Annotated in this window: 18 protein-coding genes; 7 read left to right on the top strand and 11 right to left on the bottom strand. The window is 68.2% G+C overall.

What is annotated here, in order from left to right; genetic code table 11:
- Positions 1–3: 3 nt before the first annotated feature.
- From GA0070624_RS15960 to GA0070624_RS15950, 3 genes are all read right to left on the bottom strand, one after another.
- Complete coding sequence (locus GA0070624_RS15960) at positions 4–603, bottom strand: DUF1788 domain-containing protein (RefSeq protein WP_245718814.1); 600 nt, start codon at positions 601–603, stop codon at positions 4–6.
- On the bottom strand, positions 600–1,226 hold the full coding sequence (locus GA0070624_RS15955) for a DUF1819 family protein (protein ID WP_245718813.1): 627 nt from the start codon (positions 1,224–1,226) through the stop codon (positions 600–602). Before GA0070624_RS15955 ends, GA0070624_RS15960 begins: the two co-directional genes overlap by 4 nt.
- An 86-nt stretch (positions 1,227–1,312) precedes the next feature.
- Positions 1,313–1,513, bottom strand: a complete 201-nt coding sequence (locus GA0070624_RS15950; RefSeq protein WP_091341912.1) for a helix-turn-helix domain-containing protein — start codon at positions 1,511–1,513, stop codon at positions 1,313–1,315.
- Positions 1,514–1,668: 155 nt separating this feature from the next.
- Between GA0070624_RS15950 and GA0070624_RS34020 the strand changes: the two genes are divergently transcribed.
- Complete coding sequence (locus tag GA0070624_RS34020; protein ID WP_141715037.1) at positions 1,669–1,950, top strand: hypothetical protein; 282 nt, start codon at positions 1,669–1,671, stop codon at positions 1,948–1,950.
- Between the two features lie 427 nt (positions 1,951–2,377).
- Here the strand turns inward: GA0070624_RS34020 and GA0070624_RS34765 are convergent, their stop codons facing one another.
- The 3 genes from GA0070624_RS34765 to GA0070624_RS15940 form a co-directional block, all read right to left on the bottom strand.
- Positions 2,378–2,518: a hypothetical protein gene (locus GA0070624_RS34765; protein WP_176731713.1), complete on the bottom strand. Its 141-nt coding sequence runs from the start codon at positions 2,516–2,518 to the stop codon at positions 2,378–2,380.
- Between the two features lie 263 nt (positions 2,519–2,781).
- Positions 2,782–3,072, bottom strand: coding sequence for a hypothetical protein (locus GA0070624_RS15945; protein ID WP_245718812.1), 291 nt, complete (start codon positions 3,070–3,072; stop codon positions 2,782–2,784).
- Between the two features lie 73 nt (positions 3,073–3,145).
- The gene (locus GA0070624_RS15940) at positions 3,146–3,343 is read right to left on the bottom strand and encodes a hypothetical protein (protein ID WP_091348924.1); all 198 of its coding nucleotides are present in this window, start codon (positions 3,341–3,343) and stop codon (positions 3,146–3,148) included.
- 365 nt (positions 3,344–3,708) lie between these two features.
- Here GA0070624_RS15940 and GA0070624_RS15935 point away from each other — a divergent pair, with 365 nt between their 5' ends.
- Complete coding sequence (locus GA0070624_RS15935; protein ID WP_245718811.1) at positions 3,709–4,767, top strand: ATP-dependent DNA ligase; 1,059 nt, start codon at positions 3,709–3,711, stop codon at positions 4,765–4,767.
- A 652-nt stretch (positions 4,768–5,419) separates the two neighbouring features.
- On the opposite strand, the gene GA0070624_RS15930 is transcribed toward GA0070624_RS15935, so the two are convergent.
- The 5 genes from GA0070624_RS15930 to GA0070624_RS15910 all read right to left on the bottom strand — a co-directional run bounded on the left by GA0070624_RS15930 (position 5,420) and on the right by GA0070624_RS15910 (position 9,390).
- On the bottom strand, positions 5,420–5,611 hold the full coding sequence (locus GA0070624_RS15930) for a helix-turn-helix transcriptional regulator (protein WP_091341910.1): 192 nt from the start codon (positions 5,609–5,611) through the stop codon (positions 5,420–5,422).
- An 831-nt stretch (positions 5,612–6,442) separates the two neighbouring features.
- On the bottom strand, positions 6,443–6,985 hold the full coding sequence (locus GA0070624_RS15925) for a phosphatase PAP2 family protein (protein ID WP_245718810.1): 543 nt from the start codon (positions 6,983–6,985) through the stop codon (positions 6,443–6,445).
- Between the two features lie 95 nt (positions 6,986–7,080).
- Positions 7,081–7,602, bottom strand: a complete 522-nt coding sequence (locus GA0070624_RS15920; RefSeq protein WP_091341908.1) for a hypothetical protein — start codon at positions 7,600–7,602, stop codon at positions 7,081–7,083.
- On the bottom strand, positions 7,599–8,840 hold the full coding sequence (locus tag GA0070624_RS15915; RefSeq protein WP_342672747.1) for an MAB_1171c family putative transporter: 1,242 nt from the start codon (positions 8,838–8,840) through the stop codon (positions 7,599–7,601). Before GA0070624_RS15915 ends, GA0070624_RS15920 begins: the two co-directional genes overlap by 4 nt.
- 100 nt (positions 8,841–8,940) lie before the next feature.
- Positions 8,941–9,390 carry a helix-turn-helix domain-containing protein gene (locus tag GA0070624_RS15910; protein WP_218105158.1) on the bottom strand — a complete coding sequence of 150 codons (450 nt, stop codon included), beginning with the start codon at positions 9,388–9,390 and terminating at the stop codon, positions 8,941–8,943.
- A gap of 703 nt (positions 9,391–10,093) precedes the next feature.
- On the opposite strand from GA0070624_RS15910, the gene GA0070624_RS15905 reads away from it, so the two are divergent.
- The 5 genes from GA0070624_RS15905 to GA0070624_RS15890 all read left to right on the top strand — a co-directional run bounded on the left by GA0070624_RS15905 (position 10,094) and on the right by GA0070624_RS15890 (position 14,094).
- Complete coding sequence (locus tag GA0070624_RS15905; protein ID WP_091341903.1) at positions 10,094–10,384, top strand: hypothetical protein; 291 nt, start codon at positions 10,094–10,096, stop codon at positions 10,382–10,384.
- Between the two features lie 22 nt (positions 10,385–10,406).
- Entirely contained in the window at positions 10,407–11,303 is an 897-nt protein-coding gene (locus GA0070624_RS34005; protein ID WP_141715033.1) for a hypothetical protein, read from the top strand.
- Between the two features lie 13 nt (positions 11,304–11,316).
- Entirely contained in the window at positions 11,317–11,973 is a 657-nt protein-coding gene (locus GA0070624_RS15895; protein ID WP_091341898.1) for an SAF domain-containing protein, read from the top strand.
- A 67-nt stretch (positions 11,974–12,040) separates the two neighbouring features.
- Positions 12,041–12,805 (top strand): P-loop NTPase family protein, encoded by a 765-nt coding sequence (locus GA0070624_RS34760; protein WP_176731712.1) that lies wholly within the window; start codon positions 12,041–12,043, stop codon positions 12,803–12,805.
- An 11-nt stretch (positions 12,806–12,816) separates the two neighbouring features.
- Positions 12,817–14,094 carry a TadA family conjugal transfer-associated ATPase gene (locus GA0070624_RS15890; protein WP_176731711.1) on the top strand — a complete coding sequence of 426 codons (1,278 nt, stop codon included), beginning with the start codon at positions 12,817–12,819 and terminating at the stop codon, positions 14,092–14,094.
- The last annotated feature ends 2 nt before the right edge of the window (positions 14,095–14,096 follow it).

The following is a 14,096-nucleotide window of genomic DNA, read 5'->3' as shown; positions in this document are numbered from 1 at the left end:
AGCTCACGCCTCCTGTTCCAGGATGTTCTTGGCTCGGTAGTACTGGTCGTCCTTGAGCCGACCGAACAAAACAAGCGACGAGCCCAACGTGTCGGACTGCTCGTAACGCCCCGGGAAGAACATGAGCATCGGTTTGCCCTTGACCACCGACTGCAGGTTGTTCAGCACGTTGTGCGAACGGATGTACGGGAAGACCTCACCGATCCCGGTGAGGAAGAAGACGTCGAAGTCCACCTGCGCGAGCCGGTCGCGGATCGCCGAGGCGATATGCAGCTGCGGGTCAAGCATCCCCTGAAGCATCTCGCGAAAGTCTGCCTTGTCCTGATCCGGCTCGATGGCCAGGACCCGGCCCCAGACACCCCGCTCCTTGAGCAGCTCGACTGACAGGTCGTAGAGGTTGATCTCGAAGACGGCGACGCCAGCGTTAGACAGCCGGTTCTTGATCCGCTTCTTGGCTGCCGCTACGGCGAGCGCATCCTCAGGCGCATATGGGTAGATGAAGAACGGGACCTCGTTGCTCAGGCCCTCCATCTGCAGGAAGCGTCGGCCGCGGAGCACCGCGAACAGGTGCTCCTCCTGCTCAGGCAGAGTCTTCGGGATCACAGCCCGCCCCCCAGACCTTCGGTCTGCTGGGTCGGGAAGAACCGCAAATCACTCGGTGTGCGAGCGCTGAGCTCGGCGGCAACTCGCTCGGACAACACGGCAGGCATGATGAAGCGCGCCTCCGACAGCAACTCGGCCTCCTGCAGCATCTTGAACACGTTTGACCTCAGCTTCTGCAGCGTCGAGTCCTTGATCTGGGCCAGCTCCTCGTGCCACAGCGCCTTAGCCCGGACAAAGCTGTCGAAGTCCTCGTACGTGAGCGCCGAGGTCAACAGGAGGAACCGCTCGCGCACGACCTCCTCGGCGAACTCGCCGATCAGGTCGTAGCGACGGCAGGCAGCCGCCCACAGCAGGTATCCACGTTCGGTGGCCGACGCCTCGATGAGCAGCTCGATCTCGTCATCGGCGAGTACGGCAAGCCGCTGCACAACCTCGCGTGCGAAGCGCTGCCCCGACGCAACCGTGCGGGCTTGCAGGAGGTTGTCGCCCTCGATCAGCGCACGCACCTTTGACCAGTGACGTTCACGCAGATACAGCGGTGCGGCGATCATCGCCTCTCGCATGAGAAGAGCACCGCTGGTGAAGGAGAGCCTGTAGCGGGTAGTAGTGGCGGCCTCACCCACGGGCACCTCCTTCCAGTTCCAGGCAAGTCGTTCAGGATATGGCAACCCACCGGCACTTCCGGTGGTCGACTGGTCGCGCCAAGGGGTCAGTCCGGTCGCGTATCGGCACCCGACGAGGCGGCGCCACCGCCGCGCACCCACTCATCGACGTCGCTAGCTTGGAACTTCCAAAGCCGGCCGAGCTTGTGGGCTGGCATGCCCTTCTCGGCAATCCATGCGTAGACCGTGTCTTTCGTGACGCCAAGGTGGGCAGCGATGTCGTCGGCGGACAGCCAGGGTTCAGCCAAGGTGAAACCTCCAGTCGGCAGCCAGCGATGAGCGCATCGGGGACGCCTACCCTATCCAGGGGGAAGAGAAGGGTCCACACCCGGTCTGACCGGGTGTAGCCGGATCAAGCCGTGCCGCTCAGGCGACTCCCAGCTCTTTACCGGGAAGGAGGGGTATGGAATATGCCCCCGGTCCCGCAGCATTCCCCGGCAACATTGGCAGCAGAGCCCCGACCACGCACGCTGGCGAGGGCTGGACCGTGCTCGCCGCCGTCGTAGGAGTGCTGCGTATCGACCCGCCGGGATCTGCGCGAGCCAGGCCAGCGCAGGCGTTACGCCTATGCCGACTGCGCTCCGCCGCCCCGCCGTCGCGGTACCACAGCGGCGGTGGCTTCGGCGACGTCGACACCCACCGGTTCGCCACGAAGTTCGGCTCCTTGGTGGTACTGACGGCGTGAAACAGCTCGGGAAGGACTTGCCGTAGAACTTGGCGGTGAAGTGGGGGCTGGAGTGGGTCGGTCCCGCACCGGGATCCCCCTTGATGGCCCTGGCTCCAGGGTCCATCACGGCCTAGAAGCTGCTTGACCTCGCATCGCCCGAGGCCGTCGAGGAGGCGGCACGACGTGGCGCTTGGGCTCTCGGACCAACCTTCGCCGGATCATCCCTGATGAACGCCGACGCCGACCTAGTCGTCCCGGCGGTGACCCGAGGATGACCGCCTACACCTCGTCCGGGGTAGCCATCAGCCACCACCCCAATCCTGCCATCACAAACACCGCCACTGCGCCCGCCGACCCCACCCAGCCATCCGAGTACGCCAACGCGAACGCCGCCACGAACAGGCCGCCCCTCCACAACACCCGCACCCACTGTGGCATCACTGGCTCAGCGGTCAGCCGCCGTCCAGACACCCACCACCAGGCGCCCTGCGAACAACGCCGCCATGACCAGCATCAGCAGCGCGAAGAACCCGACACCGCCCTTCGCCGCCTCCGACAGGTCCCGTCGCGTCACCCAGTTGACCACTGCTACCCCTCCAGCGTCACCGAAGACGCCAGTGTGAGGCGCGTATGCCTGTGGTTGCCTCGCCCATCCGGGCCGGCGCCCTGTCGGGTAGACGACACGAGTCCGCCGCATTGAGTCGCACGGCTCAATCCGACGGCGGTCACCACACGGCGGCCCGGGACCTGTCCCGGGTGACCGGCCGGCCGGTGACCGCCGGGGCGAGCGGCCCGGCCAGCCTGCTCACCGCCACATATCGCGCGGCGAACCCCAATGTGATCTTGACATCACGAAGGTGCCGAGCCCGGGTGCCGCCCGGGGCGCTGCTCTCGCGGCTGCACCCCCGGGGACGCGGGGTCCTGTTCGCGCCACTGGCCTGCGGTCTCGGCACGCAGAAGACGATCAACCATGTGCAGGGCTTCCGGCTCCGTGTCGAACTCCCACCGCAGCACCTTCCCGGTCTCACTGTCGCCGGCGCGGGCGATCAGCTTCCAGCGTGTCTGGCGGACGAGCCACACGTCGCGGCGGGCCAGGCGCCCCCAGCACCCGTTCCACCACCTCCGGACCACCTCTTCCACGCGATTATCGTACGCATGTTCGATTAATGGGCGGGGCGGGGTGCCGAACAGACCTTCGCCGGAGCCAGGCGGGTCATTCGCAGCGGTCTTCGGTGCCTCGGCCGTACGGCTCGCAGCAGTCGGGGCGGTGCCGGTAGACCCGTAGGTCGCGGCCGTGGCGGTGGCCGTAGTCGCGGGTGATCTCGTACAGGCAGGCCTGCCACACGACGGTTTCCCCGCCGCCGGGCACCACCTGGCCGTCGCCGGGCCCGCCGCGCAGCAGCACGTCCACCCTCCGACCGTACGCGCCGACGAGCACGGGACGCGGCGTACGAGACTCTGCCGCCCGACCGAGCGGCGCTGCGGGCGATGACCGGTCGCCGCGACTGAACCCGCTGCGGGGCCCGCTCGTCGGTGGCCTGCGGCCGTAGCTGGTACCGCCTGCATACGGCCGGCCGGCCGGCGGCCGAGCGGTCACCTCGGCGACCGGTTCAGGGTCGCCGCCGGCCCCGCCGCCCGCTAGCGCGCCATGCTGCAGCCCCTCGCTGGCGCATTCAATGTCGCGGATCTCCTCCCGAGTCCACCCATGTATCTCGCACGATGACGTGGGGGGCCAAAGATGAACGCCGTACACGGCCGGTGTGGTGGGGGCTGGCGGTGACTCCAGCCCGCCTGCGGGCGAGCGCCGGGGCGGAACCGGTGCTGCGGCGGCCGGTCGCGCCGATGCTCGCGGCACCCGTCGACCTGGTGCCCGAGGGCCCCGGCCTGGTGCATGAGCCGAAGTGGGACGGGTGGAGGTGTATCGCCTTCCGCGAGCCCGACGGGGTCTACCTGCAGTCGCGGGCCGGCCGGAACCTGACCACCTACTTCCCGGATATCACCCGCGCGATCCGGGCCACCGTCGCGCCCCGGGTGGTGCTCGACGGTGAGCTGATCGTCTGGGAGCGCGGCCGCACCAACTTCGCGCAGCTCCAACGCCGCGTCACCGCAGGCCGCGACCTGCTACGCCTGGCGCGCGAATGGCCCGCCCACTACGTGCTGTTCGATCTGCTCGCCGACACCGGCGGGCAGGTGATCCTGGACCTGCCGCTGGCGCAGCGGCGGGCACGGCTGGAGCAGTTGCTCGTCAACGCGCCGGCCCAGCTGACCGTGACTCCGCAGACGGCCGACATGCGGCAGGTGGCGGACTGGCTGCTGCACTGGACCGTCGCCGCGGGCATCGACAAACGCCTGACCGGCCGGTACGAGCCAGGCCGGAGAGGCTGGTCGAAGTTCCGCACCCGGATCGTCACCGAGGCCATCATCGGTGGGGTGACCAGCAGCATCAGCCGCCCGGAGACCGTGCTGCTGGGCCGGTTCGACCGGCGGGGACGGCTGCGATACACCGGCCGCTCCCATCCACTGACCACCGACCAGCGTGCGGCGCTGGCCGAACTGCTCACGCCGCCACGCATGCCGCACCCCGGCACCGTGGCCCACCCGTGGCCGCAGCCGCTGCCCGCGTCCTGGTCCGGCCAGTTGGACCGGCCCGAGCCACTGCCCTACCTGCAGGTGGAACCGACCGTCGTGGCGGAAATTGCCGCCGACGTAGCTTTTGAACATGGACGCTGGCGCCATCGCGTGCGGTACGCACGCTTCCGGCCGGACCTATCGGTCTATGACGTGCCGCTGCTCCTCGGCGAGGGCAAGGACCCGTTCGGGACCACGATTGGCTAACGGGCGATGTTGCCAGTTCGGCGGGCACTGCCCGCGGGGAGGCTGGGGCGTGACCGGCTTCGCCGTTGGCGGTCCGCGCCGCACCCATGCGGCCATCATCGCAATCGCCAAGCTCGGACTGCTCGCGCTCGCCGTGGGGGCTCACCGGGATAGTCACTCTAACCACCGTTAGCTTCGCCTGCGGTCCACGGCCTGGCAGACGGGGTTTCACTGCGTCGAAGAACGGGAGCCCGGGTCCGGATACCGAGGGGAACAACCGGTCCGGGCGCTACCTTCCCCTATGGCCAGCTGGCAAAGTGCAGGACACCGCTGGCCCGTCCTAGGCGCTCCCACCGCCGCCGAGCAGCCTCCCGCTCGACGCCGGAAACCCGAGGAGCTTCGTGCTGCCGAAGCTGTGGGCTGCCACGAGCTGGACCCTGGCAGCGGCAATCGCGTTGTACAGGCTCGGCACAGTCATCACGAGCTGCCGTGCCGCGTACCTCGTGGCCATGAACGGGGACCCGAGGAAGTCGGAGATCGCCGCCGCGCAGACCCTGCGGAGGCTTGTGCGGCTCAGGGACGTCCTCGATGGCGCAACCGGTGGTAGACGCGCCGTACGCGTGTCCAGAGACTTGGCTTCACGTCGTATCCATACCAGGCCAAACGAGCGACGCTAATCCTCTGGACGCCTCTCGGCTATCCAACGCTCGACATCCTCGGCCAGCCAGACGTTCCCCATCTGGAGAGTCGCTACAGGCTCGGGAAAGTCCCTGCGGTTGGTGATCTGGTAGACGCGCTGGCGAGACACACCGCCGAGCATGACTCGGATCTCCGCCGAGCCCATCAGCCGCAGTCGCTTCGCCATGTCCCGAAGCTAGGCAGCCGTGAACTAGTCGTGTGCCAACTTAGCGCAGGACTACTGATCACACGCCCTAGTTAGTTACCCTTGACAGATGACTAGCCGACTCAGGTGGTTTCAGAGGCCAGACGAGCCCATCGATGTAGTCCAGGTGTCCAACTATCCGCACAGAGCAGGCGCTTACGGCGCTCACTGGAACGCTCCTACCGTCGCGCTTCCACGGAGTCGACCCCTGATGACCCTTGGTGGCCTCTGGCGGTCGTCGTTCGCACTCCGGAGGAACCGTCGTGGCTGACATCCCGTACCTGGTGCTAGTCGCTGGCTGGATGATCGACCTTCATCAGCGCCAGAGGTGCCCTCACTGCCGGCCCGATGGCACCTGTCCCCGAGTCCGGGACTCGAAAAGGACACTGCGAGCGTGGGTGGTCAGGTCCAGGACGGTCGGAGTCGTTGTTCGGTGCAGGTGAGTCCTGCGGACCCCTATCCATCGACGATCGTCGACATTTTTGCCGCCCTCCGTAGCCCTCTCAGAGCCCCTGCGGGCTCCTGGACCCCTCGGGGGTGCAACGACCCTGGTACGCCTGCGCACGGATCGCCACCGACTCGCCGCGGCACCAACTGCCGGTCCGTCGTCACCTGCGTACCGGCGACGGGGCGGTGCGGGATCTCGCGAGACACCCCGCAGGCGGCCGCAGCGGGTCGGCGGCGGCCCACTCCTACGACATCTCCACGTGGCTGACCTGGCCTCTGAAACGCACCTGATCCCTATTCAGGGCAGCAGGGAGAGCCGCGGGCGCTCGACGCGGTCCACGGCCGGCCCGGTCTCATGCCGTGACGTCAACGAACGATCGGAAAGACCACTCCGGCCGCCGCAGCGCCGAGCACCGCGCCGATAACGGTCTGGGTCACCGTGTGCTCTCGCAGCCGGACCCGCGACCAGGCGATCAGGCCGACCACCAGCCAGGCAAGGTGGAGCCACGGCCCGAACACGAGAACGAGCGTCGTAGCCGTACCCGACGCCACTGCCGTGTGGAAGCTGACTTTCCCCCACAACTTGGTCACAACGAGGGTGAGCGCCAGGCCAGCAAGCATCGCGACGACCAGCGCGACAAGCTCGCGTGGCGCCCGAAGCAGGATCATGAGCGCAAGGCCCACGCCGACGGATGCCGCCGCGAACAGGATCACCGCCGGCCGGCGTTCCCGGATCGACACGTGGTGATCACGGTAGTGACCTTTACGGACGCCGCGGACGATGTAGCTGAGCGGGATGCCGCTGGCGAACAGGGCCGCAACAATCCCCCAACCCATTGATCGGCTATGCCAAGCCACAGCGAGGGAGATGCCAGCGACGAGCACTGCCGGCGCGAGCGCCTCGGTCACGACGCGGGCCAGCCGGCCGGCTACGGAGGTTCGGGCGGGGTGGACGCCACCGTCCGGCACCGTCGTGGCCGATGTACCAGCTGCCGAGCGGTCCACTACGACCCTCCGCCCATGACCAGGGCAAGCCCGTCGATGATCTGTCGGGTGCCGTCATCGGCGGCGAGGCGCCAGGGCTGACCGCGGTTGATGCGGGAGCCGATTTCTGAGGCGAGCAGCTCGGCCTCCCGTTCTTCCGCACTGTCGTACAGGGTGCGCTCCAGCATCCGCCGCACCGTGGACGGATCCAACAGGCCGTACTGCGTCACCTTCTCGGCCATGGGGATGCCGCCGTGATCGCAGATGATGTGGCTCAGCTCGTGTAGGACGATGTGCTCGCGCAGCGGGGCCGGCGCGATGCTGTCGACACACACGTAGTCTGCGTTGGCGGTCGCGAGCCAGGCTCCGCACGATGCGGCTCGCGACGGTAGGTCGACCGAGATGATCCGGATCGGGCGGCCCCGCGTCGTGCTGAGCTGCGAGCAGAAGTGGTCGATCGTGAAGGGCGAAGGTACGACGATGCCCAGCGCCCGCAGCTTGGCGCGCGCCGTCCGCCTGGTCGTAACCGGCGTGCTGGTCATGTCGCGTCATCCACCTCCTTCCGCCGTCGTGCGGCTATCCCGGTAGCTAACCGCCGCGCGGCCGGCGCCGACATGGGCCGGCGTCCTTCTCGGCCGAGATTCGCGTACGCGCGTGCAACTTCAAGATGCCATCGAAGGCGGTCAGCATAACTCGGCGTTGTTTCCCGTGGGCCTTCGTCGGCCGGCGCCCGCGGCGCTTCCACCTGATGACGTCCGACCATGACGGCCTGCCGGATCAGTTCCGCCTCGGCGGCTGGATCTCGGTCTCCATCGGGCTGTTGCGATGACTGCGGGCCGGGGTGCCCAACGTGCGGTGCGTTCCGGCCGTGGAGCCGCAAGCCGTCCTCGATCTCGATGATCCGCCGGTTCAACCAGAACCGAACATCCACCACGAAGAGCGGCGGTCGGTTGAGCACGATCTCCGGCGCGGCTGTGGCAAGCGCGCGCCACAACGGGTAGAGCCGGCGATAGTCGCGCAGACCGGCCCGCCAGGCGTACGGAGTCGGTAGGCCAACCCGGGGTCCCAGTGCGGGGACGGTCGAGCCGAGCACGCAGAAGACGATAGCGGCGAACATGCACGAACGCCCTGCGGTTCGGATGTCAGCGGGAACGGACAGCCCCGAATTGCGCGCCACAAGATACGAGACCCAGTAGCACCAGTAGGCAACTCCGAACGATCCGCCAACGGCGATGAGATGCAGTCCAAGACGCAGGTGCTCGTGAGGGCTGCGGGCAGCGTAGCGCGCGACCAGCCGCACCATGTCACCGAGCAGGTAGTTGGCCGCCACCAGAAGGGTCACCCAGTACGGGACGATGTACGGTGCCTCGGCGTACACGGTGGTGAACGTCTGAGGGGCCTCCTGGTCGACCGGCGCCAAGCCGAAGAAGATCGCCATTGCCGCCACGCTGACGACAACCAGCGCACCGTGTGCCCAGGTTCGTCGGCGGGCCGCCGATCTCGGGTAGATAAGGAAGATCAGGATCGAGTGCGCCTGCCATGCTGCCAGCAGGATCAGGCTGTGCCCGACTAGCTCGGCGAGGTTGGGCACTCCGACGGCGCGGTCGAGGGCCCGGTACACCGTCGGGTAGAACACGGTCGCCGCCATCGCCAGAGCCATGATCGCCAACCACAGCGCTGTCCGCTGTGGACTCTGCGCTCCTCTGGGTAGGCGCCACGACCGGTAGATCACCGCTGCCCACAGCAAGACCAGCGCAGCGACGCCCACTGGCCCCGTCATCGCTCAGCCGTCGCATTGCCGGAGAATGATGGCGAACCAAACTGACCCAGCCGGGGAAGTCTTCCCGTGCTCACTCCCCCGCTGTCGGCCATCATGTCGGCTATTCCTTGCTCTGCCGCTCGCCGTCTTGTGGAACCTCGATCTCGCGGATCACCTCGACGATCCGCGCCAACTCAGCGAGGCTCCGCTCGGCCTCGGGCAGGAGCGTGCGTCGCAGTGCGACCGTCTTGATCTGCAAATCCTTCAGCGCGGTGAGCGTGCGGAGTTCGCGATCGACATCGGCGGCGACGTCCTCGTTGGTGAAGTACTCCACCGGTACGCCGAAGAAGCGCGCCAACGCGCGCAGGTGCTTGATCGTCGGATTGTCCTTGTCACCCGCGCGCAATTGCCCGATGTAACTATGCGAGATCGGCTCACCGGCAGCCGTTACCGCCTCAGCGACCTCGCGATGGCTGTACTCGCGCCCGTCCGGCCGGCGTACCGACAGGAACAGGTTGTCCAGCCGCTGGGCCAGGGTTCGACCGGCGGAATCGTCTGCGCGGGGCGTCACGGGGAAACTCCTTCAACCGACACGCCCAAATCTACACACCGGATCCACCCGTCCACAACAGTTGACACATTCGCAGTCGGTCGGCGTACGATGCATGTCGATGTTTACTGAGGTTTCCACGAGACCAGTCGTCGGTGTTGCTGGTGTCCGGAGTCCCGGCTCCGCGGCCAGCCAGTCATCTGACCCGGGATGACTGACGGCGTCGGCAGCGGGAAGCGCGTGGCTGCGAGCAGAAGGTGACGGCTGTAGATCGGGAGGTGACAGTCTGAACTGCTGACGCAGTGGCAGGGGTCGATTGACCAGCGAACAGGAGGACTCTATGGCGCTACGCAAGCACCGGGCATGTCTCATCGCGCCCGTCATCGCAACGCTCGCAAGGGCCTGCGCCAGGTCGTCCCCGCATACCGGACTTCGCACGAGCTTCCGAGGAAGGCTGGGCGCGGCGAGGCGGCTGGCGCCGCTGGTCGGCGCCACGGCGGTGGCCCTTGCCGCGTGTGGGCCAGGAAGCGCTCAGCCGGTGCCGAGCTCGGCGCCGGCTGCGCCCGCCACCAGCTCGGCGCCCACACCACCAACCCCGAGCTCGGGTGCACAGGCGGCGACCGCTCTAGACGCATACCGCGGCATGTGGAGGGCGTACGTCGGTGCCAGCCGCATCCCAGACCCGCAGCACGCCGACCTTGCGCGATACACCCAAGGAGACGCATTGAAGGTGTTCGTCGACGGGTTGACCTCGATGCAACGCGACGGCCTTGTGGGCCAGGGCGACGTCACGCTGCACCCGAAGGTGACCACGGTGCGACCGAACGCGTCACCGCCGACGGTCGACATCAAGGACTGCGTCGACACGTCCAAGACGCGCTTGGTCAAGAAAGACGGCTCTCCCTACAAGGACACTCCCGGCGGCCGACAGTCGGCGAAGGCCAGCGTGTCCCGCCTCGACGACGGGACCTGGAAAGTGACCTCCTTCGCCCTCCAATCGGCCGGAACGTGCTGAGTTGAGGTCAAGCATGCTGCCAGTGACACGAAGCCTTGTCGCGGTCGGAGGTGCTGCTGTCGCCCTCCTCCTCACCAATGCTGTGGCCGCTCAGGCCGGTCTGGGCGATCCGGTGAACTGCACAGCGAATCCCACCAACCCGGCTTGCGTGATCCAGATCGGGACGCCGGGAGGGTCGGAAGGAGGCGGTGGCAGCGGGTCCTCGGGCTGCCGTAATGGGGCCGGTGAGACAATCCCCTGCTACGTCGAGGGCAAGGGCTGGCTGGGCGAGAGCTACTGCTATTGGCAGAAGGCTACCGGCGACGACCTGAAGTTCGCCGAGGCGTTGGGCGGCAAGGTCGATCCACCCGGGTACTGGTACGTCGGTTCCTGCGGTGATCCGATCACCAACTTCTGGCCGCCGGGGCTGATCCTTTACCGGGTCTACGACTCAAACCCCGGTTTACAGCGGCTTGCCCAGGAGGCGATCCGTCACCTGAACCTGCCGGCGCCGCGGATCCGGTTGAATCCGGCGCCGCCGGCCCCCCAGGTCGTGTACGTGCCGACGTGGCTGTGGATCGACGATGCGGTGTGGTCGCCGCGGTCCGCCACGGCGAGCCTGGCCGGTCTGTCGGTGACGGCGGTTGGCACGCCGACGACGGTGACCTGGTCCACCGGCGACGGCGGCACCAAGGAATGCGGCCAGGGAACTGCATGGAAGGCGGGCACGGACCCGAGGAAGGCGTCGCCGGATTGCGGCCACACCTACACCTCGCCGTCGCGGCGCAGTAGCGGCGGCACGTACACGGTGACCGCGACGATCACGTGGCGGATCACCTGGTCCGGCGGCGGCACGTCGGGCAGCGAACCGAATCTCACCTCGACCACAAGCGTCTCTGTCCAGGTGCTCGAGGCCTCGGCCGTCAATACGAAGTCATGAGGAGCGCGCGGCGATGAGCACAGCGACGTCTGCCAGGCCCACGGCCCGCAGGACACCACTCGAGACACGCACCGTCGTAGACGCACCCGGTACGCGCCGCCGGCGCTCGGTTCCCCGCCTGCTGGGCGGCGCGTTGCTGGTGGTGCTGGGCGCCGTGGCGTTCGGGGCGGTCGGGCTGCGCGTCGATCCGGGCATCGACGTCCTCGCCATGGCACGCCCGGTCGCGGCGGGGACGCAACTCAGCGACGAGGACATCCGGGTGGTGCACATCGTTCCCGATCAGGCGCTGCACGTGGTGCGCGTGAGCGAGCGGAGTGCGGTGGTGGGGCGAACCGCGGCTGTCCCGCTCGCCGCCGGCGCGCTGTTGACCTCCGATCAGCTCGGCGCGGTGACCGACCCACCGCCGGGCCAGTCGGTCATCGCCGTCGGGGTCAAGACGGGGCGGGCGCCGTCAGGGCTGACACCTGGCGCGTCGGTTCTCGTCGTCATCGTGCCCCAGGGCGGCGCGGTTGACCCGCCTCCGCAAGCGCCCGCGGTCGTCAGGGCCGTCGACCTGACCGACAGCTCCGGAATCACCGTGGTGTCGCTGCAGATGTCGGCCGAGTCGGCGGTGCGGATCGCCTCCGCGACCGGAGACGTCGCGCTGATCCTGCAGAGCCCAGGACGGTGAGCGCGGGATGCTGCTTTGTTTCGGGTCTGCGAAAGGGTCTCCCGGCGCGACCACGTTGGCGGTGGCGATGGCAGCCCGCTGGCCACACCCGGCGCCCCCGCCAGTGGTGGTGGAGGTCGACGCGGCCGGCGGGGATCTGGGCAGCCGCTGGGACACCTACGACGAGCCCGGGTTGGCGAGCCTGGCATCGAGCGTTCGTGGCGGCCCGATCGGTGACGGCGCCGACTTCGTGCAGCACCTGCGGGTCGGCGCCGATGTGATCGTGGCACCACCGAGCGATGCCGCGGCGGCGACGGTCGAGGAGCTGCGGATCAAGGGACCAAGCGTTCTGCGCGAGCTCGCTGCGGTCCGGCCGGTGTTCGCCGATCTTGGCCGCCTCGACCCGCAGTCGCGGGTGCTGACCTACCTCGACAAGGCCGACGAACTGCTGCTGGTCGGGCGGCCCGTGTCGGCGGAGCTGCGGCATCTACGGATGCGGGTACCGAGCCTGCGGCGGCGATGCCCCGTCGTGCGCCTGGTGCTTGTCGGCGACGGACCACACCAGCCCGAAGAGATCGCCGACTACCTGCAGATCGAGATCGCGGCCACGGTCCCGCACGACCCGGTGGCGGCCGACATCCTCGCCGGACGCAAGCGGCCCCGCCGGTGGCGACAGCCCGGAGCACGACGGGATGCGGGCTGGACCCGCCGTCCGCTGCTCGCCGCGGCCCGCAGCTTCGCGCTCACCTACCGTCCGCCCGCCGACCCTGCGGCGGATCCTGCCGAGGCCTTCGACGCCGGGCGGAACACCGCCGCGGAACCCGCGCGGGAGAGGCTGGAGGCCACGCCATGACAACGGGCCTCATGTCCGCACAGGTTGCCGTGCTGCGCGACGAACTGCACGCCGAGGTGTCCGATCGGCTGGCCGCCGCGGTGCGCCGCAGCGAGGTCGACGACCGGGCGGCATTCGTCGAGGACCTAGTGACCGACGTCGTGCGCGAGTACAACGTGAGGGCGCTGCGGCGCGGCCAGCAGGCCGTCCCGGACGAGGTTCGCGAGCAGCTGCGCCGGTCGCTGATGGACGCATTCACCGGTTTGGGCGACCTGCAGCCGTTGATCGACGACCCGGACATCGAGAACATCGACGTCAACGGGGCAGAGAACGTGTTCATCACCCATGCCGGCGGCAAGCGAGTCAGGGTCGGCCCCGTCGCGTCGTCGGATGAGGAGCTGGCCGACATGCTGCGCAAGGTCGCCGCGTCACTGGGGGTCCAAGAGCGGCGGTTCGATCCGGGCCTGCCCCGGCTGAACCTGCGCCTACCAGGCGGGGCGCGGCTGTTCGCGGTGATGTCGGTGACCGAGCGGGTGTGCGTGTCGATCCGCCGGCACCGGTTCATGCAGCTGACCCTGGCCGAGCTGGCCCGTCTGGGCACCATGACGCCGGCGATGGCGCAGCTGTTCGAGGCGATGGTCGCCGCTCGGCTCAACATCGTCGTGTCGGGCGGTATGGACACCGGCAAGACCACGATGGTGCGGGCGTTGTGCTCGGCGATCCGCCCGGACGAACGGATCATCACGATCGAAGACCCGTACGAGCTAAGCCTTGACACCGATCCCGCCCATCCGGACGTGGTGCCAATGCAGCCCCGCGACCCCAACATCGAGGGCTCCGGCGGCATCGACATGGTCGAGCTGGTCCGCTGGGCGACCCGGATGAACCCAAGCCGGGTGATCGTCGGCGAGGTCCGAGGGCCGGAGGTCATCCCGCTGCTCAACGCGCTGAACCAGGGCACCGACGGGTCGATGACCACCATTCACGCGTCCAGCACTCAGGAGGCGTTCAAAAAGATCGCCGGATACGCCCGCCAGTCCAAGGAACAGCTGCCGTTCGACGTCACCTACCAGCTCATCGGCGGCGGCGTGCACGTCGTGGTGCAGCTGGGCAAGACCGCCGACGGCGCCCGAGTGGTCACCGGTGTCCGGGAGGTCGTCGACGCCGATGCGACCCAGGTCCGCTCGAACGAGATCTACAGGCCCGGCCCGGACCGCCGCGCGGTACCGGCCAGCCGGTTCAGTGACATCACCATCGACAAGCTGCTCGACGTCGGATTCGACGCCACGCTGCTGGGCGGAGGGCGTTAGGG

The sequence above is a fragment of the Micromonospora rhizosphaerae genome, assembly GCF_900091465.1.
GTDB lineage: Bacteria > Actinomycetota > Actinomycetes > Mycobacteriales > Micromonosporaceae > Micromonospora > Micromonospora rhizosphaerae.
This window is presented reverse-complemented; position numbering and strand designations above follow the sequence as displayed.

What these genes read in the sequence shown, in the direction of transcription:
- GA0070624_RS15920 (WP_091341908.1), bottom strand. Translation starts at nt 7,602, where the DNA reads ATGACCAGCACGCCGGTTACGACCAGGCGGACGGCGCGCGCCAAGCTG.
- GA0070624_RS15890 (WP_176731711.1), top strand. Translation starts at nt 12,817, where the DNA reads ATGTCCGCACAGGTTGCCGTGCTGCGCGACGAACTGCACGCCGAGGTG.
- GA0070624_RS15895 (WP_091341898.1), top strand. Translation starts at nt 11,317, where the DNA reads ATGAGCACAGCGACGTCTGCCAGGCCCACGGCCCGCAGGACACCACTC.
- GA0070624_RS34760 (WP_176731712.1), top strand. Translation starts at nt 12,041, where the DNA reads ATGGCAGCCCGCTGGCCACACCCGGCGCCCCCGCCAGTGGTGGTGGAG.
- GA0070624_RS15930 (WP_091341910.1), bottom strand. Translation starts at nt 5,611, where the DNA reads ATGGCGAAGCGACTGCGGCTGATGGGCTCGGCGGAGATCCGAGTCATG.
- GA0070624_RS15915 (WP_342672747.1), bottom strand. Translation starts at nt 8,840, where the DNA reads ATGACGGGGCCAGTGGGCGTCGCTGCGCTGGTCTTGCTGTGGGCAGCG.
- GA0070624_RS34020 (WP_141715037.1), top strand. Translation starts at nt 1,669, where the DNA reads ATGGAATATGCCCCCGGTCCCGCAGCATTCCCCGGCAACATTGGCAGC.